The following is a 23,988-nucleotide window of genomic DNA, read 5'->3' on the forward strand; positions in this document are numbered from 1 at the left end:
CACCATTCGTACTCGACCTTAGGGACCTGAATCAATGACCGCGGAACAGAACCCCGTGCCATCACCCACGCCCTCGCCGACCTCGGCCGCCACGTCGTCCGCCGCGGCGACGGCCGCGGCAGCATCCGGTGAGCCCGAACTCCTCACCGGTTCCGGTGCGATCATCCGCACCCTCGAACTGCTCGGCGTGACGGATGTCTTCGGCCTGCCCGGCGGCGCCGTCATCCCGCTCTACGACGAGCTGATGACCCAGGACGCCATCCGGCACATCCTGGTGCGCCACGAGCAGGGCGCCGGCCACGCTGCGGAGGGCTACGCCTCGGCGAGCAACCGCGTCGGCGTCGCCATCGCGACCTCAGGCCCCGGCGCCACGAACCTCGTCACGGCGATCGCGGACGCCTATATGGACTCGGTGCCGATCCTGTGCATCACCGGCCAGGTCTTCTCGACGCTGATGGGCACGGATGCCTTCCAGGAGGCCGACATCGTCGGCATCACGATGCCGATCACGAAACACTCGTTCCTCGTCAAGCGCCCGGAAGACGTTCCCGGTGCGATCGCATCCGCCTACCTGATCGCCTCGACCGGCCGGCCAGGCCCTGTGCTCGTCGACATCACCAAGGACGCCCAGCAGAAGACGGCGCCGTTCATCTGGCCGCCGAAGATCGACCTGCCCGGCTATCGTCCGATCACCAAGGCCCACGGCAAGCAGGTGCAGGCGGCAGCCCAGTTGCTCGCCGATGCGAAGAAGCCCGTGCTGTACGTCGGCGGCGGCGTCATCCGCGCCCGCGCATCCGCCGAGCTCCTCGCCTTCGCCGAACTCACCGGCACGCCCGTCGTCACGACGCTGATGGCCCGTGGCGCCTTCCCGGACTCGCACGACCAGCACCTCGGCATGCCGGGCATGCACGGCACCGTTCCCGCCGTGCTGTCCCTGCAGGAGGCCGACCTGATCATCGCGCTCGGCGCCCGCTTCGACGACCGGGTCACCGGGAAGGTCAGCGAGTTCGCGCCGCACGCCACGATCGTGCACGTCGACGTCGACCCCGCGGAAATCTCCAAGATCCGCACCGCAGACGTGCCCATCGTCGGAGACGCCAAGGACGTGCTCGCCGACCTGACCGTCGCCTTCTCCGCGGTGCTCAAGACCACCACCCCGGACTTCACCGAGTGGTGGAGCTACCTGAACGGTCTCCGCGAGGAGTTCCCGCTCGGCTACTCCGAGCCGACGGACGGCCTGCTCGCCCCGCAGTACGTGATCAAGCGCATCGGTGAACTGACCGGGCCGGAGGGCGTCTACGCCGCCGGCGTCGGCCAGCACCAGATGTGGGCGGCCCAGTACATCAAGTACGAGCGCCCCAACTCCTGGCTCAACTCGGGCGGTGCCGGCACGATGGGCTACTCCGTTCCCGCGGCGATGGGCGCCAAGGTCGCAGAACCCGACCGGGTGGTCTGGTCGATCGACGGTGACGGATGCTTCCAGATGACCAACCAGGAACTCGCGACCTGCACGATCAACAACATCCCCATCAAGGTCGCGATCATCAACAACTCCTCCCTCGGCATGGTGCGCCAGTGGCAGACCCTGTTCTACGACGGTCGGCACTCCTTCACCGACCTGAACACCGGGCACGGCTCGGCGATGGTGCCCGACTTCGTGAAGCTCGCCGAGGCGTATGGTGCGCTCGGCATCCGCGTCACGAGCGCGGACCAGGTCGACGACGCGATCAAGCTCGCCCTCGCGACGAACGACCGCCCGGTCGTGATCGACTTCGTCGTGAGCCGCGATGCGATGGTCTGGCCGATGGTGCCCCAGGGCGTCAGCAACAGTTACGTGCAGTACGCGAAAGACCACGCACCGACCTGGGGAGAGGAGTAAGCCCATGAGTTCCCATGTCCTGAGCCTCCTCGTCGAGGACAAGCCCGGCCTGCTGACCCGCGTCGCCGGCCTCTTCGCCCGGCGCGGCTTCAACATCGAAAGCCTCGCGGTCGGCCACACCGAGATCCCCGGCCTGTCGCGGATCACCATCCTCGTCGACGTCGAGGACCTCCCGCTCGAGCAGGTCACGAAGCAGCTCAACAAGCTGATCAACGTGATCAAGATCGTCGAGCTCGACCCCGCGCAGTCCGTGCAGCGCGAGCACCTGCTGGTCAAGGTGCGTGCGGACAACACGACGAGGTCCCAGGTGCTCGAAGCCGTCACGCTGTTCCGTGCGCGGGTCGTCGACGTCGCCCCTGACTCCGTCGTGATCGAGGTCACCGGGGATTCCGGCAAGACCCAGGCGCTGCTGCGCGTGCTCGAGCCCTACGGGATCAAGGAAATCGCACAGTCCGGACTGCTCGCCATCGGCCGCGGGTCCAAATCGATCACCGAACGCGTGTTCAAGAGCTAGCGTCCGCCCCTCACCCCCTTTCTTCACCGACCTTTCTTCACCAAACAACTAGGAGATAACCACTCGTGTCTGAGATTTACTACGACAAAGACGCTGACCTGTCGATCATCCAGGGCAAGAAGGTAGCCGTCATCGGTTACGGCTCGCAGGGACACGCGCATGCCCAGAACCTCCGTGACTCGGGTGTCGAGGTCGTCATCGGCCTGAAGGATGGCTCGAAGTCGAAGGCCAAGGCCGAAGAGGTCGGCTTCACCGTCCTCAGCACCGCCGAGGCAGCCAAGTGGGCCGACGTCATCGTCATCCTCGCGCCCGACCAGGTGCAGCGTCACCTCTACGCCGCTGACGTGCTTCCGAACCTCGCGGCCGGAAAGGCGCTCGTCTTCGGACACGGGTTCAACATCCGCTTCGGCTACATCACCGCACCGGAGGGCGTCGACGTCGTCATGGTCGCCCCCAAGGGACCCGGCCACACCGTGCGTCGCGAATTCGAGGCCGGCCGTGGCGTACCCGTCATCGTCGCCGTCGAGAAGGATGCGACCGGCAATGCCTGGCCGCTGACTCTCAGCTACGCGAAGGCGATCGGCGGGCTCCGTGCCGCCGGCATCAAGACCACCTTCACCGAAGAGACCGAGACCGACCTGTTCGGCGAGCAGGCCGTGCTCTGCGGCGGCGTCTCGCAGCTCATCCAGTACGGCTTCGAGACCCTGACCGAGGCCGGTTACCAGCCGCAGGTCGCCTACTTCGAGGTGCTGCACGAGCTCAAGCTCATCGTCGACCTGATGTGGGAGGGCGGCATCGCCAAGCAGCGCTGGAGCGTCTCCGACACCGCGGAATACGGCGACTACGTCTCCGGCCCGCGCGTGATCGACCCGCACGTCAAGGAGAACATGAAGGCCGTTCTCGCCGACATCCAGAGCGGCGCGTTCGCCGAGCGTTTCATCGCCGACCAGGACGCCGGAGCACCCGAGTTCCTCGCTCTCCGCAAGAAGGGCGAAGAGCACCCGATCGAGGCCACCGGCCGCGAGCTGCGCAAGCTCTTCGCGTGGAACGCCTCGAACGACGACGACTACGTCGACGGCGAAGCCGCCCGCTAACCACCGCATCGCGCACGACGCACCGCGCACCGCACCATAAACGGCGGGGCCCCTCTACCCGAGGAGCCCCGCCGTTCGTCGTAACGCCCCGCAGGGTCAGTGCTCGGTGAGGACGGCCTCTTCAGCCTCCTCGAAGGCCAGGTCGGGCGGCGAAATCCGGAAGCCCCTGGTCAGGATGGCGAGCACGACGACGCCCACGCCGAGCCAGGTGAGGCCGAGCGTGATCGCGTTCACGTCGAGCTTGGTGAGCAGCCATGCATCGATGACGGCTCCGATCGCGGGCACGACCACGTACAGCCACACGTTGTGGTGCCGGCCGGCCCTGCGCTCGCGGATGAAGAAGGCGATCACGGCGAGGTTCACGAACGTGAACGCGGTGAAGGCGCCGAAGTTGATGAACGATGTCGAGGTTGCCACGTCGAGGAACAGGGCGATGAGGCCGACGGCTCCTGTGATGATGATGCTGATCACGGGCGTGCGGTAGCGCTCGCTGATGGTGCCGAAGATTCGGCGGGGGAGGACGCCATCGCGGCCCATCGCGTAGAGAAGACGGGCTCCTCCGGCCTGGGCGGCGAGCCCGGAGGCGAACTGGCCGAGCACGAGCCCGGCGATGAAGATCGCGCCGAACACGTTGCCGCCTATGGTGAGAGCGATGTCGAAGGCGGCGGACGACACGTTCTCGAAGACGCCGCCCGGCTGGACGAGTGTCGTCGTGTACGCCACGACGATGAAGATCGCTCCGCCGATCAGGGCGATGAGCATGATCGCGCGCGGCATGGTCTTCCGCGGGTTGATCGTCTCCTCTGTCAGCGTCGTGACGGCGTCGAAACCGAGGAAGGAGTATGCGGCGATCGCGGCCCCTGCGGAGATGCCGGTGAGGCTCGCCGTGTCGTTGAAGAACGGCGTGGAGCTGAAGAGGGCAAGCGGGCCGGAGTTCGTGAGGACGGAGCCGATCGAGAGGGCCACGAAGAGCACGATCACGAGCACCTGGAAGGCCATCAGGATGTAGTTCGCCTTCTGTGCCACCCGGATCCCGATGATGTTGAGCGCGGTCGTCGCGAGGATGAACCCGAGGATCCAGATCCACCCGGGCACGTCGGGGAATTGAGCGCCGAGGTACGCGCCACCGATCAGCCAGATCACCATCGGCAGGAAGAGATAGTCGAGAAGGACGGCCCAGCCGACGAGGAAACCGACGCGGGAGTCGATCGCGCGGCGCACGTAGCTGTATGCCGACCCCGCGACCGGGTACGCGGCGGCCATCCGCCCATAGCTCGATGCGGTGAAGAGCATCGCGACGAGGGCCACGAGGTAGGCGGCGGGCGTGGCGCCGCCGGTGACCTCGGCGACGATGCCGAAGATCCCGAGCACGATGATCGGCGTCATATAGGCGAGGCCGAAGATTACGACAGAGGAGAGCGTGAGAGAACGAGTGAGGGTGGGACTGGGGTGCGTTGGCGTAACCATGGGTCGTCCTTACTGGGTTGGGGTGGCGGGGCGAACTGCGGGGGCTACTACTGAGATCAGCGGGGCTGGAGAGGTCGGGGACCAGGACTGGGGCTGCCAGCTGGAAGGAGAGATCCGGCCGCCGTACAGGGGGAGCTCGATCGGGGCATCCGTGTCGGCGAATTGCGCCCACGGTCGGTTGGTACCCGCGGTTCCCTGCACTCGCACCCGGGTCACGTGGTCGAGGTCGATGGTGGTCAGAAGCACGTCGGAGTTGGTGTCAGCGCTCTCGTCGAGGACGTGGCCCTCCGGGTCGACGACGATGCTCCGACCCCGGCCGACGGGACCTGCGCAATTGACGCTCACGGTGAAGACCTGGTTCACGATCGAGTTGGCGCGGGCGAGCACGAGCTCCTGGGCGCGGTCGTCCGTCGTCGTCTTCACGAGGTTCAGTACCACCTCTGCACCGAGCCACGCGAGATGCCTGGTCACCTCGGGGAACCAGGCGTCATAACAGATGGAGAGGCCGAGCCGCCCGACACCGGGCACATCGAAGACGACGAACCGGTCGCCGGGATCGTACGGTTCGAACGGCCGCCAGGGAAACATCTTGCGGTATGAGGCGACGCGTTCCCCCGTCGGGGCGTACACCACGGCCGTGTTGAAGAGTTCCCCGTTCTGGCCGAGTTCGCACACGCTCCCCGGAACGAGCCAGATGCCTGCCTCCCTGGCGAGCGCTCCGAGGGAATCGCCGAGCGGGCCGTCGAGGGGCTGGGCGGATGCCCTGAGGCTCGCGTTCCGTGCGTCGGCCGACTCAGGTTCTGACGTGACGTCGCCGCGGTCCGCGGGGGAGCCGAAGAGATGCAACTCGGGAAACACCACCACGTCGGCATCGGGGGCTCCGGCAAGCACGGACCGCAGCTCGGCGGCGAACGGCTCGATCGCGGCTCCGATCAGCTGGGGAGCCGCCTGCACGGCGGCCACTTTCAGGGTTCTCATCCTTCGTCCTTCCGAGTTCTCCTAAATTAGATCATTTTGAACATTACCGGCGCGTTTCGTGTCGATTATTGTGGTGTCGTGACCACATCGATACCGGGCGACGCTGAAACGGCGCCATCGGGCCTCGCGGCCCTGACCGCCGCCGCCGTCACCGGGATCACCCGCCTCGCGGCCATCGACACCGTGCGGGCCCGCCTCGCCCTCGCCGTCGACCTCGGCCTGCTGCTGCCGGGCGAACGAGTGCCGCCCGTCGACGACGTCGCTGATGCGCTCGCCGTCAGCCCGATCACGGCCCGGCGGGCGCTCGAGAGCCTCGCGGAGGAGGGCGTGCTCGTGCGCCGCAGGGGACGCGGCGGCGGCACCTTCGTCGCAGATGTTCCCGCGCACTCGGCCGTCGCCGAGATCCGCAGCTACCTCGCTGACGCCGCCGAAGTACACGAACTCATCGACCGACGGGTGCTCCTCGAGTGCGCCGTCGTGCACCACGCCGCGCTCGCCGCGACGGAATCCGACCTCGCCGTCCTCGACCTGCAGATCACCCGGATGCGGGAGGCCAGGAGCTGGACCGAGTACCACCTGGCCGACGAGAGCTTCCACGTCGGAGTCGCCGTCACGAGCGGTCTCGACTTCGCCCTTCCCCTCTACCGTGCCGCCCTCGCCGCCCTTTACCGGTACTTCCTGCCCTATCCGATCGCGTTCCTGCACGGGGTCAACGATGACCACGCCGACCTCGTTGCCGCGCTCCGCCGCTCCGACCCTGTGGATGCCGTGCGCATCGCCCGCGCGCACGTCGAGGCCCTGCACCGCACCATGTTCGTGGGGCTGCCGCAGCCACCGAACGATGCCCCGACAGCGGTCACCGCCACGCCCCCCTCCAGGTCTCCTGACCCGCTGCCTGACGCGGCGCCGCACTCCGACGGCTAATCTGGCCCTATGACTTCAGCACCACGTGGCGGAAATCCGCGCGACGACGACGCGCTCGGCTGGGCCGGCGACGACGATCCCACCCTGCAGACCCGGTCGGAGGATGCCGACGCCCGCGAGAACTCGCGTACGCCGGTCGAGTCAGACCCCGTTGCCTCCGCACCGGCCAGCGCTCCGGTCTACGCCGCTTTGCCGGACGGCTGGAGCGTCAAGGGACCGACCGCTGCGATCGAAGCGGATGCCGCGGCCCGCAACTCGGAACGCTCGCCGATGAGCTCATTCACCTTGATCTCCCTCGGGGTGTTCGGCGGCATCTACCTGCTCTTCACGATCGGCTGGTTCATCGGCGTGAGCCGGATCGACAATCCGCTCGGCGACGCTCTCGCGAGCTTCATGTTCAGCCTCGGAACCTGGCTCGCCGTCGCGGCCCCCGTCGCGTGGTTCGCGGTGACGCTCTGGCTGACCCCGACCCGGCCGCGCGGACGAATCCTCTGGCTGCTCCTCGGCGTCGTGCTGCTCGCTCCGCTCCCGCTCCTCGTGAGCGGAGGGGCCGTCGCATGAGCGAGCCCGTCGCACTCCCGAACCCGTCCGGTCCGGACACGTCCGGTCCCGATGCGTCCGGCACCGGTTCGACCGAGACCGTCGCCGCACCACAGCGCCGCAGGCCTTCCTGGCCGTTCCTGGTCGTCGCCGTCTTCTTCGGACTGTTCTACGCCTGGGATGTCTGGGCGGCCCTCGGGAACCTGATCGGCCTCAACCTCGCCGCCGGGTCCCTCGACACCCAGCTCAGCGGGTTCGGCTGGGGAATCCTGATCGCCGGGGTACTCCTGCCGATCCTGGTCTTCCTGCTCGCCGCCCGGATCGGACGGGGCAGGCCGCTGTACGCGCAGGCCGCCCTGTTCCTCGTCGGCCTGGCCCTCGCATCCGCCCTCGCCCTCGATATCTACCAGTTCGGACTCGGCAGCCTGATCGTCTGATCGAGGCGTCGGACCGGGATCGCAGGCTCAGAGAATCGCCAGCACGACGAGGGCGATGAGCGCGACCTGCTCGATGACCCGGGTCCGGAGCGGGATCGCGGCCCGGCCGAAGCGCAGCGGGTCGCGGGCGGCGAACGCGTTGGCCGGGAAGACCGCGATCAGGAAGATCACGAGCATGACTCCGGTGACTCCGGTGGTCGGCGGCCAGAGCAGGCCGAGGCCGCCGAGCATCTCGCAGACGCCCGTGAAGATCACCAGGACGACGGGGCCACGCGCGCCGAAGAATCCCGTGAAGCGGAGTCCCGGCGGGATCATGGCAGCCATCGTGCGCTGGACCACCGGGATGAAGTGGGTGATCCCCGCGCCGAAGAAGAAGACGGCCAGAAGGCAGCGCAGGACGAACTGGAGGGAGTCCAACGTAACAGTGCTCATTGGGGAATATTACGGCCGATAGACTCGACCCAATACTGGCGCCCCACGGTCGCGGCGCGAGCCACAATTGCTGCTGCTATCGGAGGTTCTGTTTTCGTGTCAAAACCAGTCGTTCTTATCGCTGAAGAATTATCACCCGCAACCGTCGATGCACTCGGACCCGACTTCGAGGTCCGCACTGTCGATGGCACGGACCGGCCGGCCCTGCTCGCCGCGCTCGCAACGGCCGACGCCGTGCTCGTGCGCTCCGCGACGAAGGTCGACGCCGAGGCTATCGCGGCTGCACCCCTGCTCAAGGTGATCGCCCGCGCCGGTGTCGGACTCGACAACGTGGACATTAAGGCTGCGACGGCCGCAGGCGTCATGGTCGTCAATGCACCGACCTCGAACATTATCTCTGCCGCAGAACTGACCGTCGGTCACATTATTAGCCTCGCCCGTCACATCCCCGCCGCGAGTGGCGCCCTCGCAGAGGGGCAGTGGAAGCGCTCCAAGTACACCGGTGTCGAACTGTACGAAAAGACCGTCGGCATCATCGGCCTCGGCCGTATCGGCGCCCTCATCGCCGCTCGAATGCAGGCCTTCGGCACGAAGATCATCGCGTTCGACCCGTACATCACCTCCGCCCGTGCGCAGCAGCTCGGCGTTGTGCCCGTGACTCTCGAAGAACTCCTCGCGCAGTCCGACTTCGTGACCATCCACATGCCGAAGACGGCGGAGACGACCGGCATGATCGGAGCCGCGCAGTTCAAGCTCATGAAGCCGACCGCGTTCGTGATCAACGTCGCCCGAGGCGGCCTCATCGACGAAGACGACCTCTACGACGCCCTGACTGCCGGCACCATCGCCGGGGCCGGCCTCGACGTGTTCGTGTCTGAGCCCCCGACCGGGTCGAAGCTCCTCGGCCTGGAAAACCTGATCACCACCCCGCACCTCGGTGCATCGACCGACGAAGCCCAGGAGAAGGCCGGCGTCTCCGTCGCGAAGTCGGTGCGCCTCGCCCTCTCCGGCGAACTCGTGCCGGACGCGGTCAACGTCGCCGGCGGCGTCATCGACCCCTACGTGCGCCCCGGCATCCCGCTCGTCGAGAAGCTCGGCCAGGTCTTCTCCGGCCTCACCGCACAGCGCCCGCTCACAAGCGTGGACATCGACGTGCGCGGCGAGCTCGCCGACTACGACGTGAGCGTGCTGCGCCTTGCGGCACTCAAGGGCATCTTCACGAACGTCGTGAGCGAGACCGTCTCCTACGTGAACGCGCCGCTGCTCGCCGAGCAGCGTGGCATCGCGGTCCGCCTGCTCACCGACAAGGAATCGCCGGAGTACCGCAACGTCATCCAGATTCGTGGCGCCCTCGCAGACGGCTCACAGGTTTCCGTCTCCGGCACCCTGACCGGCACGAAGCAGATCGAGAAGATCGTCGAGATCAACGGGTACGACGTCGAGGTCACCTTCGCCGAGCACCTGATCGTGATGGTCTACACCGACCGCCCCGGAATCGTCGCCGTCTACGGCCGCGAGTTCGGCGACGCCCAGATCAACATCGCGGGCATGCAGATCGCCCGCCACGAGGCCGGCGGCAAGGCGCTGAGCGTGCTGACCGTCGACTCACCCGTCTCGGCGAGCCTGCTCGCCACCGTGCGCGACGCGATCTCGGCCGACGTGATGGTCGAAATCGCCATCACGGAGTAGCGGTCCGGTCGGTCATTCGACCGATCACGGCGAGCAACCGGTCCAGTCTCGCCGCCGACACCACGTCGGCGGCGGGATAGGCCGCGCTCGTGATGGTGGAACCGAAGTACAGTCCGTCACTGATCAACATGATCGCCTCTGCGACGTCCGGATCCCCGACGGTCTCCTCGATCACGGCCAGCCACTGGCGCCGCATTGAGACAACGGCCGTGTTGGCCAGCGGATGCGATCCCTGCGCCAGGCGCACGGCTCCCGCGATGGTGCGGTCCAGGGGAGTGCCCTCGCTCATCGAGGTCCGGATCAGGTAGTCAACGGGTCCGGCCGCCGCAGAGCGGATGCGTACGATGTCGTCGGCCACGAGCTCCTCGAGCCGGGTGAGCAGTCCCCGGACCAGGGCCTCCTTCGACCCGAAATGGTAGAGCAGCCCGCCCTTCGACAGGCCGGCCGCCGCGGCGACACCCTCGAGGGTGGCCGCACGTTCGCCCTGGTCGATGAGGAGCCCGGTGAACGCGTCGAGGACCCGGTCCCGGGTCGGGGAATGGTCGGCTGACCGGAGCGGGGGCTGGACGGGCGAGGGTGTCATGGTGCTACTGTACCGTCTGGACGGTATAGTTTTGTGCCGTCCCCCTTCTGCGACGGGTCCACCCGTCCCCTGCCCGGAAAGTTGTTGCACCGTGTCAACCCCGACCCGCCCCCGGATCCCCGTCCAACCCGGCGCCGCGCCCGTGCGCCGCTGGTGGGCCCTTGCGGTGCTGATGCTGCCGGTGCTGCTCGTTTCGATCGACAACACCGTGCTGAACCTTGCCCTGCCGCAGATCTCCGAGGCCCTCAGCCCGAGCGGCACCCAGCTGCTCTGGGTGATCGACATCTACCCCCTCGTACTCGCGGGGCTGCTGGTCTCGATGGGCAGCCTCGGCGACCGGATCGGCCGGCGCCGACTGCTGCTGATCGGCTCCGCCGGCTTCGGAGCGATGTCGGTGATCGCCTCCTTCGCGCCGAGCATCGAATGGCTCATCCTCGACCGTGCTGCACTGGGCGTGTTCGGGGCCATGCTGATGCCGCCCACGCTCGCACTCCTGCGGTCCGTCTTCACGGAACGCAATGAGCGCCGCCTCGCCATCGCCATCTGGGCGAGCGGCTTCGCGGCCGGCAGCGCACTCGGCCCCGTTGTCGGCGGACTCATCCTCGAGAACGGGGAATGGGGATCCGTCTTCCTGCTCGCGGTCCCGCTGTTGCTGCCCTTGCTCGTGGTGGCGCCGCTGATCGTGCCGGAATCCCGGGATCCGAACCCGGGTGCGATCGATGTGCCGAGCATCCTGCTCTCGCTCCTGACGATGTTCCCGATCGTCTTCGGCATCAAGACGCTCGCCGACTCCGGGTTCGGCGTCGCCGGAACCGTGTCGATCGCAGTGGGACTGGTTGCCGGCATCCTCTTCGCCCATCGGCAGCGGCGTCTCCATGAGCCGATGCTCGACCTCGCACTCTTCCGTCGCGGTTCGTTCAGCGGCGCGGTCGGGGTCAACTTCCTGAGCGTCGTCGCGCTCGTCGGCGGACTGTTCTTCGTCTCGCAATACCTCCAGCTCGTCCTCGGCCTGGAGCCCCTCGCTGCCGGCCTGGTACTCGTGCCCGGCCTGGTGGCGATGATCCTGGCCGGATTGATCGTCGTCCCGATCGCCAGGCGGATCCGGCCGTCGATCGTGATCCCGGCCGGGCTGCTGTTCTCTGCGGCCGGGTACACGGCATTCGCGATCGGCGGAGCCGGATTCGGCCCTGCCGGTGTGGCCGTCGCCTTCGTCGCCCTCGGGATCGGGATCGGGGCTGCCGAGACGGTGTCGAACGAATTGATCGTGGCGAGCGCACCGCCGGAGAAGATGGGCGCTGCATCCGCTGTCGGGGAAACCGCATACGAACTGGGCGCGGTTCTCGGCACCACGGTCCTGGGCAGCATCCTCACCTCGGCATACCGCTCCGCGGTGGTGCTGCCTGATGGGCTCGGCGCCGGACAACGGGCCGCGGCGGGGGAGACCCTCGGCGGGGCCGTCGCCGTTGCGGCCGAGCTGCCGGCAGGAGCCGGCCGGATGCTGCTGGAGTCTGCGCGGGAGGCCTTCCTCACCGGAATCGGTCCCACCGCCTGGATCGGAGCCGGACTCGTGGTCGTAGCGGCCATGGTCGCCTGGGTCGCACTGCGCTCGGCGCGGTGAGCCGGCGTCGATTCCGGGAGTGACGAAGACGCGGGGATCACCCGACCTGACGCGTCGCAGTAGGGTTTGGGTACAGCAATCCGAGCCCCCAGGAGTCCCATGTCCCGTCAGATCAAGCTCGCCGTCATTCCCGGAGACGGGATCGGACCCGAAGTCGTCGCCGAGGCCGTCAAGGTGCTCGGCGCAGCGACAGTGGCCGACGACGTCGAATTCGCGCTGACCTGGTTCTCGCTCGGCGCGACCCGGTTCCTCGAGACGGGCGACGTGCTCACCGATGATGACCTCGGGGCGATCGCCGCCCACGACGCCATCCTGCTCGGCGCCGTCGGGGGAGTGCCCGGCGACCCGCGCCTCGCGAACGCGAACATCGAGCGGGGCCTGCTGCTCAGGCTGCGCTTCTCGCTCGACCACTACGTCAACCTGCGACCGAGCGTGCTGTTCCCCGGTGTGCCGAGCCCGCTCGCGGCTCCCGGCAACGTCGACTTCGTCGTCGTGCGCGAGGGCACCGAAGGGCCGTACGTCGGCAACGGCGGCGCCATCCGCCAGGGCACCGCGCACGAGGTCGCCAACGAGGTCTCGGTCAACACGGCCTTCGGCGTCGAACGCGTCGTACGCTACGCCTTCGAGGTCGCCAGGGGCCGCGCGGCCAAACACCTGACCCTCGTGCACAAGACCAACGTGCTCGTCTTCGCCGGCGGCCTGTGGCAGCGGATCGTGACGACCGTCGCCGCCGAATACCCCGACGTGACGGTGGACTACCTGCACGTGGATGCTGCGACGATTTTCCTCGTCTCAAATCCGAGTAGATTTGATGTCATCGTCACGGATAACCTCTTCGGCGACATCCTCACCGACCTGGCGGCCGCAATCAGCGGCGGCATCGGCCTGGCAGCATCCGGGAACATCAACCCGGACGGCCGGTTCCCGAGCATGTTCGAACCGGTGCACGGTTCGGCCCCCGACATTGCGGGCAAGCAGCTTGCGGACCCGACGGCCGCCATCCTTTCCGTCGCCCTCCTGCTCGATCACCTGGGCCTGACGGATGCCGCGGCCCGGGTCCGGGACGCGGTGGTCGCCGATATCGCGGCCCGTACGGAAAATGGGGCATTCACGGCGTCGCGCGGTACCAGCGCGGTGGGCGACGCCATCGTGACTCGAATGACAGACAAGGGACTCCAATGAGCCAGGCAGCACTGAGCGACACCACCACCGAGACCACCACAGGCACCACGACCGACGCCGCGACCACGGGCGCCTTCCCGCTGACCTTCAGCCTGACGCCGTCCACGATGGCGCGCACGAGGGCCGAGCGTGAGGAGATCCTCGCCGACCCCGGTTTCGGCAAAAAGTTCACCGATCACATGGTCTCGATCGATTGGACCGTCGAGGAGGGCTGGCACGATGCCCGGGTCATCCCGTACGGCCCGTTGCAGCTCGACCCGGCCTCTTCGGTGCTGCACTACGGCCAGGAGATCTTCGAGGGGCTCAAGGCCTACCGCCACGCCGACGGCTCCATCTGGACCTTCCGCCCGGAGAAGAACGCCGACCGGCTCCAGCGTTCGGCACGCAGGCTCGCCCTGCCGGAGCTCTCCGAGAGCGATTTCATCGAATCGATCCGGCAGATGATCGCCGTGGACGGCGATTGGGTGCCGTCGGACCATGAGACGAGTCTCTACCTGCGACCGTTCATGATCGCCAACGAAAGCTTCCTCGGTGTGCGCGCCGCCCACAAGGTCGGCTATTACGTCATCGCGAGCCCTGCGGGCGCCTACTTCGCCAACGGCGTCGCCCCGATCAAGATCTGGCTTTCGACCGAATACGCCCGTGCCGGCCGCGGCGGAACCGGGGCCGCGAAGTGCGGTGGCAACTACGCCGCCTCGCTCCTGCCGCAGATGCAGGCATACGACAACGACTGCGCCCAGGTACTCTTCCTCGACGGGGAAACCGGTTCGCACATCGACGAGCTCGGTGGGATGAACGTCTTCTTCGTGTACGGCACCGACACGCTCGTCACCCCGCGACTGACCGGCACCATCCTCGAGGGTGTCACGCGCGACAGCATCATCCAGCTCGCCCGTGACCGGGGACTGACTGTCGAGGAGCGCGACGTGACCCTCGACGACTGGCGCGACGGAATCGCATCCGGTGCCATCACCGAGGTCTTCGCGTGCGGCACCGCCGCCGTGGTCACCCCGATCTCACAGCTCAAGGGACCGGGCGGCCTGGCCATCGGCGATGCGGATGCGCCGGCCGGCACGATCACGATGGCGCTCCGCCAGGAGCTGACCGACATCCAGTACGGGCTGCTGCCCGACCGGCACGGCTGGCTCACCCGCCTCGACGTACCCGCGGACCAGGCGTGAAGGTCGCGCGGTTCAGCCAGGGCGGAATCATCGCCTTCGGCATCGTCGACGACGATGAGCTCGTCGTACTCAAGGGCGACCCGATGTTCGCCGGGTACGACCCGACCGGCGACCGGATCGCCCTGCGCGACGTGAAGCTGCTCGCGCCCGTGATCCCGCGCTCCAAGATCGTGGGCATGGCGCATGCGTTCTTCTCCGACGACGAAGAACGCGAGCACGCCGAACCGCGCGAGCCCCTCTTCTTCCTCAAACCGAACACCTCGGTGATCGGGCCGGACGACCCGATCTTCCTCCCGGCGCAGTCCCACGACGTGCGCGTCGAGGGCGAACTCGCGATCGTGATCGGCAAGATCGCGAAGAACGTGACGGTCGAGAACGCCGAAGACGTCATCTTCGGGTACACGATTGCGAACGACGTGACGGCGCGCGATCTCCTCGAGCGCGACGGGCAGCTCGCCCGCGCCAAGAGCTTCGACTCGTTCTGCCCGCTCGGCCCCGTGATCGACACCGAGTACGACTGGACGAGCCTGCACCTGACCGGTCGGGTCAACGGCGAGAAGTTCCAGAAGGGGACGGCTGCGCTCTACAAGCATTCGGTCGCCGAGGTCGTCGCGTTCGTCTCGAGCGTCTTCACGCTCCTGCCGGGCGATGTGATCCTCACCGGCGCCCCTGACCGCGCCGAAAAGGTCCACGACGGCGACGCCGTGCAGATCGAGATCCCGGGCATCGGCATCCTGACGAACCCGGTCAAGCGCCTCTAGAGCAATAGATCAGGGGTGCCAGGACCGGACCTGGTCCGCGGCCGTGGCGAGGAGTGCGAGCGACTCGTCCCGGTTCACCCGGGCGAGCAGCATGACGCTCATCGACAAGGCGGCGAGCGTGCGGGCGCGTTCGTCGAGGACAGCGGCCCCGGCATCCGTGCCCGGAGCGATCTCGGCCGCCGCTCCCGCGAGGGCGTTGCGGAGTGCCGCCGTGAGCTCGGCGCGGTAGTCGTCGACGACCTTCCTGGCGGGGTCGTCGTGGCCGGCGAGTCCCGCTGCACAGTTGACGAGCAGGCAGCCCCGGCGCGGTGAATCGTCGGGCAGGGAGGCGACGGCCAGGCTCAGGTCGCCGTAGTACGCGAGCAGGGCGGCACGGCCGGCCGATTCGGCGAGCAGCGGGCGCAGGCGCGGGCGGATGACCGTCTCGAGGTAGTCCGCGACCGCGGCGTCGAAGAGCCCGCGTTTGCTTCCGAACGCGTGGTACAGGCTCGACCTGTTGAGCCCGGTGACCCGCTCGAGGTCGGCGAGGGACGCCGCCTCGAAGCCGCGGTCCCAGAACAGGTCGCGTGCCGCGGTCACGACGACGGGAGCGTCAAAGCTCGGCGTGCGGCCCATCTCGGTCTCCAGTCAGTGGTCGGGTTTTTGTGTACCGTTCGATTCAGCATATAGTAAACCAGTCGGTACAAAAACGTTCCGAGCCCCACGTTCGGCACAGAGAAGTTCAGGAGTCACCCATGACAGCGAATACCAGCACCCAGATCCAGCTCGCCGCACGCCCCGTCGGATGGCCGACGGCGGCCGACTTCCGCACGGTCCACGTCGACCTGCCGGAGCTCGCGCCCGGCGAGATCCGCGTCGCCAACGAGTTCGTGTCCGTCGACCCCTATATGCGCGGCCGGATGAACGATGTGAAGAGCTATTCGCCGCCCTACGCACTCGACGAGACCATGACCGGTGGCGCGGTCGGCCGGGTCGTCGCATCTGCCGCCGACGGAGTGTCCGTCGGCGACGTCGTCGTGCACCAGTACGGCTGGCGCGACCTCGTGCAGGCCCCCGCCGCGGGCTTCCGCGTCGTGCCCGAACTGCCCGGCGTTCCGCTCTCCGCCTACCTCGGCGTGCTCGGGATGACCGCTCTCACCGCCTACGTCGGCCTCCTCGACATCGCGGGCATGAAGCCCGGCGACACGGTCTTCGTCTCGGGCGCAGCCGGGGCCGTCGGCAGCATGGTCGGCCAGATCGCCCGCCTCAAGGGTGCCGGCCGCGTTGTCGGTTCCGCAGGCACGCCCGAGAAGGTTGCGCTGCTCACGAGCAAGTACGGCTTCGACGCCGCCTTCAACTACAAGGACGGCGACATCGCCGGCCAGCTCGCCCTCGCCGCACCCGATGGCATCGACGTGTACTTCGACAACGTCGGGGGAAAGCACCTCGAGGCCGCCCTCGGCGCCTTCAAGGACGGCGGACGCGCTGCACTCTGCGGCGCGATCTCCCTCTACAACACGACCGAGGCATCCGCGGGACCCCGCAACATGTCGAACATCGTGACCCGCGGGCTCACCCTGAAGGGGTTCACGGTCGGCAACTACCTGCAGCACTTCGGCGCGTTCTCGACCGAGATGTCCGGATGGCTGACGAGCGGCGCCGTCGTCTTCGACGAGACCGTCGTCGACGGGATCGACAACGCGGTCGAGGCCTTCCTGGGCCTCATGCGCGGAGAGAACACCGGCAAGATGGTCGTGCGCACGACCGTCTGAGCCGACTCGATCCCGCTCCACGACACGCATCCACCCATTTTTGAACATTGGAGAATCATGGCCCACGTACTCTTCGTCGTCAGCGCCGCTGACCACTGGACCCTCAATGACGGCACCCTGCACCCGACCGGGTACTGGGCGGAGGAGCTCGCGGAACCGCACCGGCGATTCAGCGAGGCCGGATGGTCCATCACCATCGCGACTCCCGGCGGGGTCGCGCCCCCGATCGACCGCGGCAGCCTCACCCCCCAGGCCGCGGGCGGGGAGGACCGGGCCGCCGAGATCATCGCCTACCTCGGGTCGATCGGCGAGGAGCTCGACGCCCCGCGCAGCATCGACGACATCGATGTCGCCGACTACGACGTGGTCTTCTACCCCGGTGGCCACGGCCCGATGGAGGACCTCGCTGTCGACGCGACGTCCGGCGCGCTCATGACCGAGGCGCTCGACACCGACCGTATCCTGGCCGTGTTGTGCCACGCCCCTGCCGCGCTCCTCGCCGCGAAGCGCGCGGACGGCAGCTGGCCGTTCACCGGTTATCGCATGACCGGGTTCACGAACGAGGAAGAGGTCATCGGGGGACTGGCGCCCAAGGCGCCCTGGCTCGTGCAGACCCGCCTGGTGGACCTCGGCGCGGACTTCGTCGAGGCGGCGCCGTTCACCGCGCACATCGAAGTCGACCGTAACCTGTACACCGGTCAGAACCCGGCATCCTCCGGCGAGCTCGCGGCCCGGATCATCGCCGTCGTCGCTGCAAAGTAGTAGAAGCACGCGCGCCTGAGGTGTCGCAGATCGAGGTTCCGGAGGCCCGCGAACCTCGATCTGCGACACCTCACGCGGTGCCGGCGGTCGCGTTGTCAGCGGCTGCGGCGTCAGCGGCCGAGGGCGCGGAGCGCGTCCTGAACGTCGTCGGCATCGTTCCAGAGGTGGAAGGCCACGCGAGCGCGGCCCGCCCGACCGGATGCCGTGAGTCCGGCCGCCGTGAGGCGCGCGAGGTCGGTGCCCGCGGCATCCGCCCACGTCACGGTGGCCTGGCCGGTCTGTTCGGTCGGGTCGATGCCGAGTCCGGCGCGGAAGGCGTCGGCGAGGCCCACGTCGTACCGTCGCACCTCGGCCAGGTCGAGTGTGCCGAAGAACTCGAGGGCGGGTTCCGCACCGACCCAGGCTTGCCACACCGGCGACACGTCGAAACGACGGGCGTCGGCCGCGAGCCGCATTCCCGGCCCGTAACAGGAGCCCCAGACGTCCTCGCCGGCGTACCAGCCGGCCTGGGCCGGGCGCACGACGGAGCCGAACCCCTCGGCAATCGTGAGGAAAGCCACGCCGCGCGGCGCGCACAACCACTTGTACGCGTGGCAGATCGTGGCGTCGAAGACCGAGGCGTCCACAGGCATCCACCCGGCTGCCTGTGAGGTGTCGCACAGGGTGAAGGTCCCGTGACGGCGCGCAGCGGCGATGATCGCCGTCGTCTCGGCGACAGTGCCCGTCGCGGACTGGACGAGTGACCAGGAGACCAACCAGGTGTTACCCGTGATGCTCTCGGCCAGGTGCGCGAGCGGAACGTGTCGCACAGTGACGCCGCGGTGGGCCTGGTTCAGGAACGGGAAGACCATCGAGCTGAAGTCGCCGTCGACGCAGAGCACCTCCGCCCCGTCCGGAACGCTCGCGGCCACGAGGCCCGCGAGCACGGAAGCCTGGGAACCGATTGCCACCCGGCTCACCGGTACCATCACGAGCCGCGCGTAGACGGCACGCACCCGTTCGACGAGCGCGGCGTACCCTGCGGCCGAGGCAGAGCCGCTCGCCCAGGCGTCGAGGTCTGCGCGAAGGGCCGCGACCGTTCCGGCCGTCGGCAGCCCGAGCGTGCAGGCGGCGAGGTACCCGCGCCCGCCGGGGAACTGCGCCCGGGCTGCGGGGATGCCCAGTGGCGGACCGTCGATTCGCGAGCGGGTCGTGTCGGGGGAGGCTGGGCTGGTCATTCCTCCAGCATCCGCCGCTCGCACTCATTCGACAATCGCCAGTGAGTGATAGAAACCATAACCCAGCGTTATCCTTGAGGATGCCTCTCGCCGATTCCGCCCTCGACTCCCATTCGCTGCGCATCGTTCAGGCTCTCGCCGAGCACGGTTCGATCACGGCAGCGGCCCGCGCCCTCGGCTACAGCCAGCCCGCGGTCAGCCAGCAACTCAAGCGCCTCGAGCTGCGGGTGGGACTCGCCCTGGTGGAGCGGGTCGGCCGGGGTGTGCGTCTCACCGAGGCCGGCCGGTTGCTCGCCCGGCACGCCCGTACCGTGACCGGAGCCCTCAACGCCGCCGCAGGTGACCTCGCCGAACTCCAGGGTCTCCGGGCCGGCCTGGTGCGGGTTGCGGCCTTTCCCTCTGCGTCCGCGACGATCGTGCCGCGCCTGCTCGCCGACCTGGGGAGGCGGCTTCCGGGGCTGTCGATCACCTATGTCGAAGCCGAACCACCCGAGGCCGTCGCCCTCGTGCGCGAGAACCGCGTCGACCTCGCGATCACGTTCAGCTACCCCGGCGACCTCGTCGACCCGCACCGGGACAGTGCGGAGGGGCTCTCGGTCACGACGCTCGGACGGGACGAGGTGCTGCTCGTGGTTCCGGCCGGCCACCGGTTCGGCGATGCGGAGTCGATCGACCTCGGCGATCTCGCGGGCGAGCGCTGGATCGGCGGCTGCCCGCGCTGCCGCGGGCACCTGCTCGAGCTCTGCGAACGGCGCGGGTTCGTTCCGGACATCTCCTACGAGACCGACAATGTCGCCGCGGTCTTCGGCATGGTCGGCGCCGGCATCGGCGTCGCCGTGCTGCCGACGCTCGCGATCGACTCCGTCGGCGCTCGGTCGGGAGTGCTGATCCGTCCGACCCGGCCGGGAGAGTATCGCACGCTCCATGCCGTCACCGCTGACGGGGCCATTGGCGTGCCGGCGCTGGGGGAGACCCTCCGCGCACTCGCATCGCTCACCGTATCCGCCCGATAGTGCCCCGCACGCACGCAGGCACGCACCTGTCCCCGCGTGCACCCACCGCGTGATCGACGCGCCAAGTAGACTCGATACCGATGTCTGAGACCACTGTGTACCCATTTTCCACCGCGACCGGCACGGATGTTCGCGTACGGTTCTGCCCCTCACCGACCGGAACCCCGCACGTGGGTCTCGTTCGCACGGCCATGTTCAACTGGGCCTACGCGCGGCACACCGGCGGCACCTTCATCTTCCGGATCGAGGACACCGACCCCGCCCGCGACAGCGAGGAAAGCTACCTGCAGCTCAAGGACGCGCTGCGCTGGCTGAAGCTCGACTGGGACGAGGGCGTCGACGCCGGGGGACCGCACGGGCCGTACCGCCAGTCCGAGCGCTACGACATCTACCGGGACGTCGTCGAGCAGCTCAAGGCCTCTGGCCGCATTTACGAGAGCTTCGCGACCGGCGAGGAGATCGAGGCGCGCAACGTCTCCCTCGGCCGCGACCCCAAGCAGGGCTACGACAACTTCGAGCGCGACCTCACCGAGGAGCAGCGCGCCGCCTACCGTGCCGAGGGCCGCGCCCCCGCGCTGCGGCTCAAGGTGCCGGACACCGACATCAGCTTCGACGACCTCGTCCGCGGCGAGATCACCTTCCCGGCCGGCTCGTTCAGCGACTTCGTCGTGGTGCGCCCCAACGGGCATCCGCTCTACCCCTTCGTCAACCCGGTCGACGACGCGTTGATGGGCGTCACCCACGTGCTGCGCGGCGAGGACCTGCTGTCCTCGACGCCCCGCCAGATCGCGCTGTACCACGCGCTGATCGAGATCGGCCTGACGACCTTCGTGCCGCGCTTCGGCCACCTGCCCTACGTGATGGGCGACAAGAACAAGAAGCTCTCCAAGCGCGACCCCGAGTCGAACCTGTTCCTGCACCGCGAGCGCGGCTTCATCCCCGAGGGGCTGCTCAACTACCTCTCACTGCTCGGCTGGTCACTCTCCAAGGACCAGGACGTCTTCAGCGTCGACGAGCTCGTCGCCGCCTTCGACGTGGAGAACGTCAACCCGAACCCGGCGCGCTTCGACCTCAAGAAGGCCGAGTCGATCAACGGTGACCACATCCGCCTGCTCGAGCCCGCTGACTTCGCCGCGCGTATCGTGCCCTACCTCGTCTCCGCCGGAGTCGTCGACCTGCCGCTGGGCGACGCCCGCCAGGCCGTGCTCACGGCCGCGGCGCCGCTGATCCAGGAGCGCATCGCGCTGCTCGGCGAGGCGCCGGGCATGCTCGGGTTCCTGTTCGTCACGAGCGACGCGCTCGTGCACGAGGCGGATGCCCTCGCGAGCCTCCCGAAGAATGCCGCCGAGATCCTCGCGGCGTCCGTCACGACCCTCGAGAGCATTCCCGAGGCCGAGTGGACCCACGACCGGGTGCACGAGGCGCTCACCGCTGCGCTCATCGAGGGGCTCGGGCTCAAGCCGCGGGTCGCGTTCGGGCCGTTGCGCGTCGCGATCTCGGGCCGGAAGGTGTCGCCGCCGCTGTTCGAGTCGATGGAGATCCTCGGCCGAGGCGAGTCGCTCGCCCGGCTCGGAGTGCTCTCTGCGGTCGTGGCCGCTGACGCGGCGAGCTCGCCGGTGGTCGCGAGCTGACGGGCGTGAACCGATGATTCGGGGCTCGCAACCCGCCGATGTGGCGCTCAGTTTGGCCAGCATCCGCTCTGTGGGTTAGAGTTACGAGTCGGCCGATCTTCGGAGAGGCCAACGGCCAATGGGGTATGGTGTAATTGGCAACACGACTGATTCTGGTTCAGTTGTTCTTGGTTCGAGTCCAGGTACCCCAGCTTAAAACCCCTGAGTTTCCGCGGAAACCAGGGGTTCTTTTGTTTCCAGGCACAGGTTTTTTTCGCCACAAGTGCCGCTGTGGGTGCCACAACCTCTCGCCAGTCTGGGCTCGGCGACACGCCGGACAATCGGTGCCCGGATCATTGTTCGTCGCGCCCATAGGATCATGTCGATGACGACACGCTCCGGCCCGCTGCGGCCCGCACTTGTGGCACGACGAGCAGTCCTCGGCGGGATGATCGGTGTGCTCGCGCTTCTGGCCCTTTCGGGATGCGCGTGGCCGCAGTCATCTGCAGGGAGCAGCGGGGCGCCCGGTGCTCCCGATCTACACGGTTCTCTGGTCGTCGACACGGAACCGTTCAGCCAGCTCACGCCAGGACAGTGCACGGACATCTCCGCGAATACAGTCGTCTACGACACGGTCGACATCCTTGACTGCGGTTCCCCGCACGGCAGCGAGGTGTACAACACGTTCACCTTCCCTGCCGGCGACTACCCGTCGACGGCTCAGCTGAATTCGGTCGGTGAATCTCGCTGCGGTGCAGCTTTCGATTCCGGCGTGCCCAGCTGGCTGACGTACATCTGGTTCAATCCGACGGAGGAGGAGTGGGCCGTCGGAGACCGGTTTGTCGCCTGTCTCGCGATCGATGCGAACGATCGCGCGCTCTCGGCGCCGCTGGCCACGCTCGCGAGCCAGAGGCCTTTCAGCCGCTTCGATCTGGGCGCTCTCGCACCGGCACTGGGCGTGGTCCTCACCGCGACCGCGGGAATCGTGTTCGTGTCGTTCCTCGCGGGCTACCTCCTCCTTGCTGCGTCGCTCGCGACACTGTTCCGCAAGACGGGAATACCCTCCTGGAAGGCGTGGGTTCCCTTCCTGCAGACGTGGACGCTGCTGCGGCTCGGCGGTCAGAGCGGCAATTGGGTGTGGCTGGGGCTTGTGCCCGGCGGCAATGTGGTTTCCTCCGTGTTCGTCTACATCGGCATGTACCGCATTGGGATCGCGTTCCGAAAAGACTCCGGGATGCTCGTGCTCGGCATGTTCCTGCCGTTCGTCTGGGCGATCATCCTGGGCGGCCGTGACGAGCAGTACGCGCCGGAGCTTCTCGCGATGCACGGCTACCCGCCTCCCCTCGAAGGCTATGGCTCGGCCTCTCGACCGGCCCAGTTCTAGCCCCTGGGCATCCCGGCAGACCCGTTTCCTGCGGCCAGAGCGCCAGACCACGGGATAGCGGTCGAATACAGCCTCCCGGCAGGGTCGCGTGTCAATGGGCCTTGGGGCGGCTCTTCTTCGTGGGCTTTGTGGCCGGCTTCGTGAGATGCACCCCTGCGGCGACTGCGGTCCAGAGGTCCTTGTAGGCGCGGGCGGCAGTCGTGTTCGGGGCGAAGGCTGCGACCGGGGCTCGTTCGGCACCCATCCGTTCGACCACGACGGTCGCGGGCACGCTGATCGCAAGCACCTCCGGTCGGGCGCCGTGCAATGATTCGGCTGCGACTCGGTGCCCGGTCTTGCGCCGATCGACCATCGTAAGGAACGCCAGGATGGGTGTGGACTTCGCGGACTCCGTGACGATCGAGACCACCTGGTCGAGCGACCGCAGGGAGAGCGGGGACGGAATCAGCGGAACGACCACGACATCGGCTGCGCGGAGGGCGTTCTCTGCGACGAGGGACGATCCCGGAGGGCAGTCGAGCACGACGACGTCATATTCTCTGGCGACCGACTCGAGTATGCGCCCGAGGCGGTGTGTCGATTTCTTCGCGGCGTCGAGCACGAGGTCGAGGTCACGGTAGCTGTCATCGGCGGGCAGCACGTCGAGTCGCTCGTATGCCGTGGCCCGAACGGATGCCGTTGCATCTGTCCTGCCCGTGACGAGCGAGTTCACGCCGCCCTTGACCTTGGGCTTGACGTTGAGAACGAAGGTCGCGGCTCCCTGCGGGTCGAGGTCCCAGAGCAGAACACGCGAGTTCCGGGATGCTTCCCATGCGAGGTTCACGGCCGTCGTTGTCTTGCCGACCCCACCCTTGGTGCTGTAGACCGCGATGACCTTCATTCTCCGATAGTACGACGTTGCCATTCGTGCTGACGTGAGGAGGGACGGTGCTCTAGACGCCCGCCCTGCCCCGGGTCTATGCTCTTGCCCAG

Annotated in this window: 23 protein-coding genes and 1 tRNA gene; 17 read left to right on the top strand and 7 right to left on the bottom strand. The window is 67.8% G+C overall.

The window, feature by feature from the left end:
- The first annotated feature begins 34 nt into the window (after positions 1-34).
- The 3 genes from E3O46_RS00530 to ilvC all read left to right on the top strand — a co-directional run bounded on the left by E3O46_RS00530 (position 35) and on the right by ilvC (position 3,487).
- On the top strand, positions 35-1,879 hold the full coding sequence (locus E3O46_RS00530; protein WP_134447363.1) for an acetolactate synthase large subunit: 1,845 nt from the start codon (positions 35-37) through the stop codon (positions 1,877-1,879).
- Positions 1,880-1,883: 4 nt separating this feature from the next.
- On the top strand, positions 1,884-2,393 hold the full coding sequence (gene ilvN / locus E3O46_RS00535; RefSeq protein ID WP_134447365.1) for an acetolactate synthase small subunit: 510 nt from the start codon (positions 1,884-1,886) through the stop codon (positions 2,391-2,393).
- A 65-nt stretch (positions 2,394-2,458) separates the two neighbouring features.
- Positions 2,459-3,487: a ketol-acid reductoisomerase gene (ilvC, locus tag E3O46_RS00540; RefSeq protein WP_134447367.1), complete on the top strand. Its 1,029-nt coding sequence runs from the start codon at positions 2,459-2,461 to the stop codon at positions 3,485-3,487.
- 96 nt (positions 3,488-3,583) lie between these two features.
- Here the strand turns inward: ilvC and E3O46_RS00545 are convergent, their stop codons facing one another.
- Together E3O46_RS00545 and E3O46_RS00550 are read right to left on the bottom strand one after the other, a co-directional pair.
- The gene (locus E3O46_RS00545; RefSeq protein WP_134559394.1) at positions 3,584-4,954 is read right to left on the bottom strand and encodes an APC family permease; all 1,371 of its coding nucleotides are present in this window, start codon (positions 4,952-4,954) and stop codon (positions 3,584-3,586) included.
- A gap of 9 nt (positions 4,955-4,963) precedes the next feature.
- Positions 4,964-5,932, bottom strand: a complete 969-nt coding sequence (locus E3O46_RS00550; RefSeq protein ID WP_134559392.1) for a carbon-nitrogen hydrolase family protein — start codon at positions 5,930-5,932, stop codon at positions 4,964-4,966.
- A 78-nt stretch (positions 5,933-6,010) separates the two neighbouring features.
- Here E3O46_RS00550 and E3O46_RS00555 point away from each other — a divergent pair, with 78 nt between their 5' ends.
- Genes E3O46_RS00555 through E3O46_RS00565 form a run of 3 tightly spaced genes read left to right on the top strand, consistent with a single transcriptional unit; the run spans position 6,011 to position 7,833 of the window.
- Positions 6,011-6,856 carry a FadR/GntR family transcriptional regulator gene (locus E3O46_RS00555; protein ID WP_241987305.1) on the top strand — a complete coding sequence of 282 codons (846 nt, stop codon included), beginning with the start codon at positions 6,011-6,013 and terminating at the stop codon, positions 6,854-6,856.
- A 9-nt stretch (positions 6,857-6,865) separates the two neighbouring features.
- Entirely contained in the window at positions 6,866-7,417 is a 552-nt protein-coding gene (locus tag E3O46_RS00560; RefSeq protein ID WP_134447373.1) for a DNA polymerase III subunit gamma/tau, read from the top strand.
- A complete protein-coding gene (locus E3O46_RS00565) occupies positions 7,414-7,833 on the top strand; it encodes a hypothetical protein (protein ID WP_134560901.1) in 420 nt (139 codons plus the stop codon). Before E3O46_RS00560 ends, E3O46_RS00565 begins: the two co-directional genes overlap by 4 nt.
- A 27-nt stretch (positions 7,834-7,860) precedes the next feature.
- Here the strand turns inward: E3O46_RS00565 and E3O46_RS00570 are convergent, their stop codons facing one another.
- Positions 7,861-8,265 (bottom strand): DoxX family protein, encoded by a 405-nt coding sequence (locus tag E3O46_RS00570; protein WP_134560902.1) that lies wholly within the window; start codon positions 8,263-8,265, stop codon positions 7,861-7,863.
- Between the two features lie 96 nt (positions 8,266-8,361).
- Here E3O46_RS00570 and serA point away from each other — a divergent pair, with 96 nt between their 5' ends.
- Positions 8,362-9,954 (top strand): phosphoglycerate dehydrogenase, encoded by a 1,593-nt coding sequence (gene serA / locus E3O46_RS00575; protein ID WP_134447379.1) that lies wholly within the window; start codon positions 8,362-8,364, stop codon positions 9,952-9,954.
- Here the strand turns inward: serA and E3O46_RS00580 are convergent.
- The gene (locus E3O46_RS00580; protein WP_134560903.1) at positions 9,944-10,537 is read right to left on the bottom strand and encodes a TetR/AcrR family transcriptional regulator; all 594 of its coding nucleotides are present in this window, start codon (positions 10,535-10,537) and stop codon (positions 9,944-9,946) included. The genes serA and E3O46_RS00580 overlap by 11 nt on opposite strands.
- Positions 10,538-10,628: 91 nt before the next feature.
- Between E3O46_RS00580 and E3O46_RS00585 the strand changes: the two genes are divergently transcribed.
- From E3O46_RS00585 to E3O46_RS00600, 4 genes are all read left to right on the top strand, one after another.
- The gene (locus E3O46_RS00585; protein ID WP_241985032.1) at positions 10,629-12,155 is read left to right on the top strand and encodes an MFS transporter; all 1,527 of its coding nucleotides are present in this window, start codon (positions 10,629-10,631) and stop codon (positions 12,153-12,155) included.
- A gap of 99 nt (positions 12,156-12,254) precedes the next feature.
- Positions 12,255-13,337: a 3-isopropylmalate dehydrogenase gene (locus E3O46_RS00590; protein WP_134447385.1), complete on the top strand. Its 1,083-nt coding sequence runs from the start codon at positions 12,255-12,257 to the stop codon at positions 13,335-13,337.
- Positions 13,334-14,518, top strand: coding sequence for a branched-chain amino acid aminotransferase (locus E3O46_RS00595; RefSeq protein WP_134447386.1), 1,185 nt, complete (start codon positions 13,334-13,336; stop codon positions 14,516-14,518). Before E3O46_RS00590 ends, E3O46_RS00595 begins: the two co-directional genes overlap by 4 nt.
- Positions 14,515-15,279 (top strand): fumarylacetoacetate hydrolase family protein, encoded by a 765-nt coding sequence (locus tag E3O46_RS00600; protein ID WP_134447388.1) that lies wholly within the window; start codon positions 14,515-14,517, stop codon positions 15,277-15,279. The genes E3O46_RS00595 and E3O46_RS00600 overlap by 4 nt, the downstream gene beginning before the upstream one ends.
- A gap of 9 nt (positions 15,280-15,288) precedes the next feature.
- Here the strand turns inward: E3O46_RS00600 and E3O46_RS00605 are convergent, their stop codons facing one another.
- Positions 15,289-15,894 (bottom strand): TetR/AcrR family transcriptional regulator, encoded by a 606-nt coding sequence (locus E3O46_RS00605; protein WP_134447390.1) that lies wholly within the window; start codon positions 15,892-15,894, stop codon positions 15,289-15,291.
- 119 nt (positions 15,895-16,013) lie between these two features.
- On the opposite strand from E3O46_RS00605, the gene E3O46_RS00610 reads away from it, so the two are divergent.
- On the top strand, positions 16,014-17,030 hold the full coding sequence (locus E3O46_RS00610) for an NADP-dependent oxidoreductase (RefSeq protein ID WP_134560904.1): 1,017 nt from the start codon (positions 16,014-16,016) through the stop codon (positions 17,028-17,030).
- Positions 17,031-17,087: 57 nt separating this feature from the next.
- A complete protein-coding gene (locus tag E3O46_RS00615; RefSeq protein ID WP_134560905.1) occupies positions 17,088-17,792 on the top strand; it encodes a type 1 glutamine amidotransferase domain-containing protein in 705 nt (234 codons plus the stop codon).
- A 110-nt stretch (positions 17,793-17,902) separates the two neighbouring features.
- Here the strand turns inward: E3O46_RS00615 and E3O46_RS00620 are convergent, their stop codons facing one another.
- Positions 17,903-19,009 carry an aminotransferase class V-fold PLP-dependent enzyme gene (locus E3O46_RS00620; RefSeq protein WP_134560906.1) on the bottom strand — a complete coding sequence of 369 codons (1,107 nt, stop codon included), beginning with the start codon at positions 19,007-19,009 and terminating at the stop codon, positions 17,903-17,905.
- Between the two features lie 80 nt (positions 19,010-19,089).
- Here E3O46_RS00620 and E3O46_RS00625 point away from each other — a divergent pair, with 80 nt between their 5' ends.
- The 4 genes from E3O46_RS00625 (at position 19,090) to E3O46_RS00640 (ending at position 23,016) form a co-directional block, all read left to right on the top strand.
- Entirely contained in the window at positions 19,090-20,022 is a 933-nt protein-coding gene (locus E3O46_RS00625) for a LysR family transcriptional regulator (protein ID WP_134560907.1), read from the top strand.
- A gap of 80 nt (positions 20,023-20,102) precedes the next feature.
- Positions 20,103-21,653: a glutamate--tRNA ligase gene (gene gltX / locus E3O46_RS00630; RefSeq protein WP_134560908.1), complete on the top strand. Its 1,551-nt coding sequence runs from the start codon at positions 20,103-20,105 to the stop codon at positions 21,651-21,653.
- 119 nt (positions 21,654-21,772) lie between these two features.
- Positions 21,773-21,844, top strand: a tRNA-Gln gene (locus E3O46_RS00635).
- Positions 21,845-22,017: 173 nt separating this feature from the next.
- Entirely contained in the window at positions 22,018-23,016 is a 999-nt protein-coding gene (locus E3O46_RS00640) for a DUF5684 domain-containing protein (RefSeq protein ID WP_166790998.1), read from the top strand.
- Between the two features lie 91 nt (positions 23,017-23,107).
- Here E3O46_RS00640 and E3O46_RS00645 read toward each other — a convergent pair whose 3' ends face one another.
- Entirely contained in the window at positions 23,108-23,896 is a 789-nt protein-coding gene (locus tag E3O46_RS00645) for a ParA family protein (RefSeq protein WP_134560910.1), read from the bottom strand.
- Positions 23,897-23,988: the final 92 nt, after the last annotated feature.

Source organism: Cryobacterium glucosi, from assembly GCF_004402235.1.
In the GTDB taxonomy this organism is placed as follows: domain Bacteria; phylum Actinomycetota; class Actinomycetes; order Actinomycetales; family Microbacteriaceae; genus Cryobacterium; species Cryobacterium glucosi.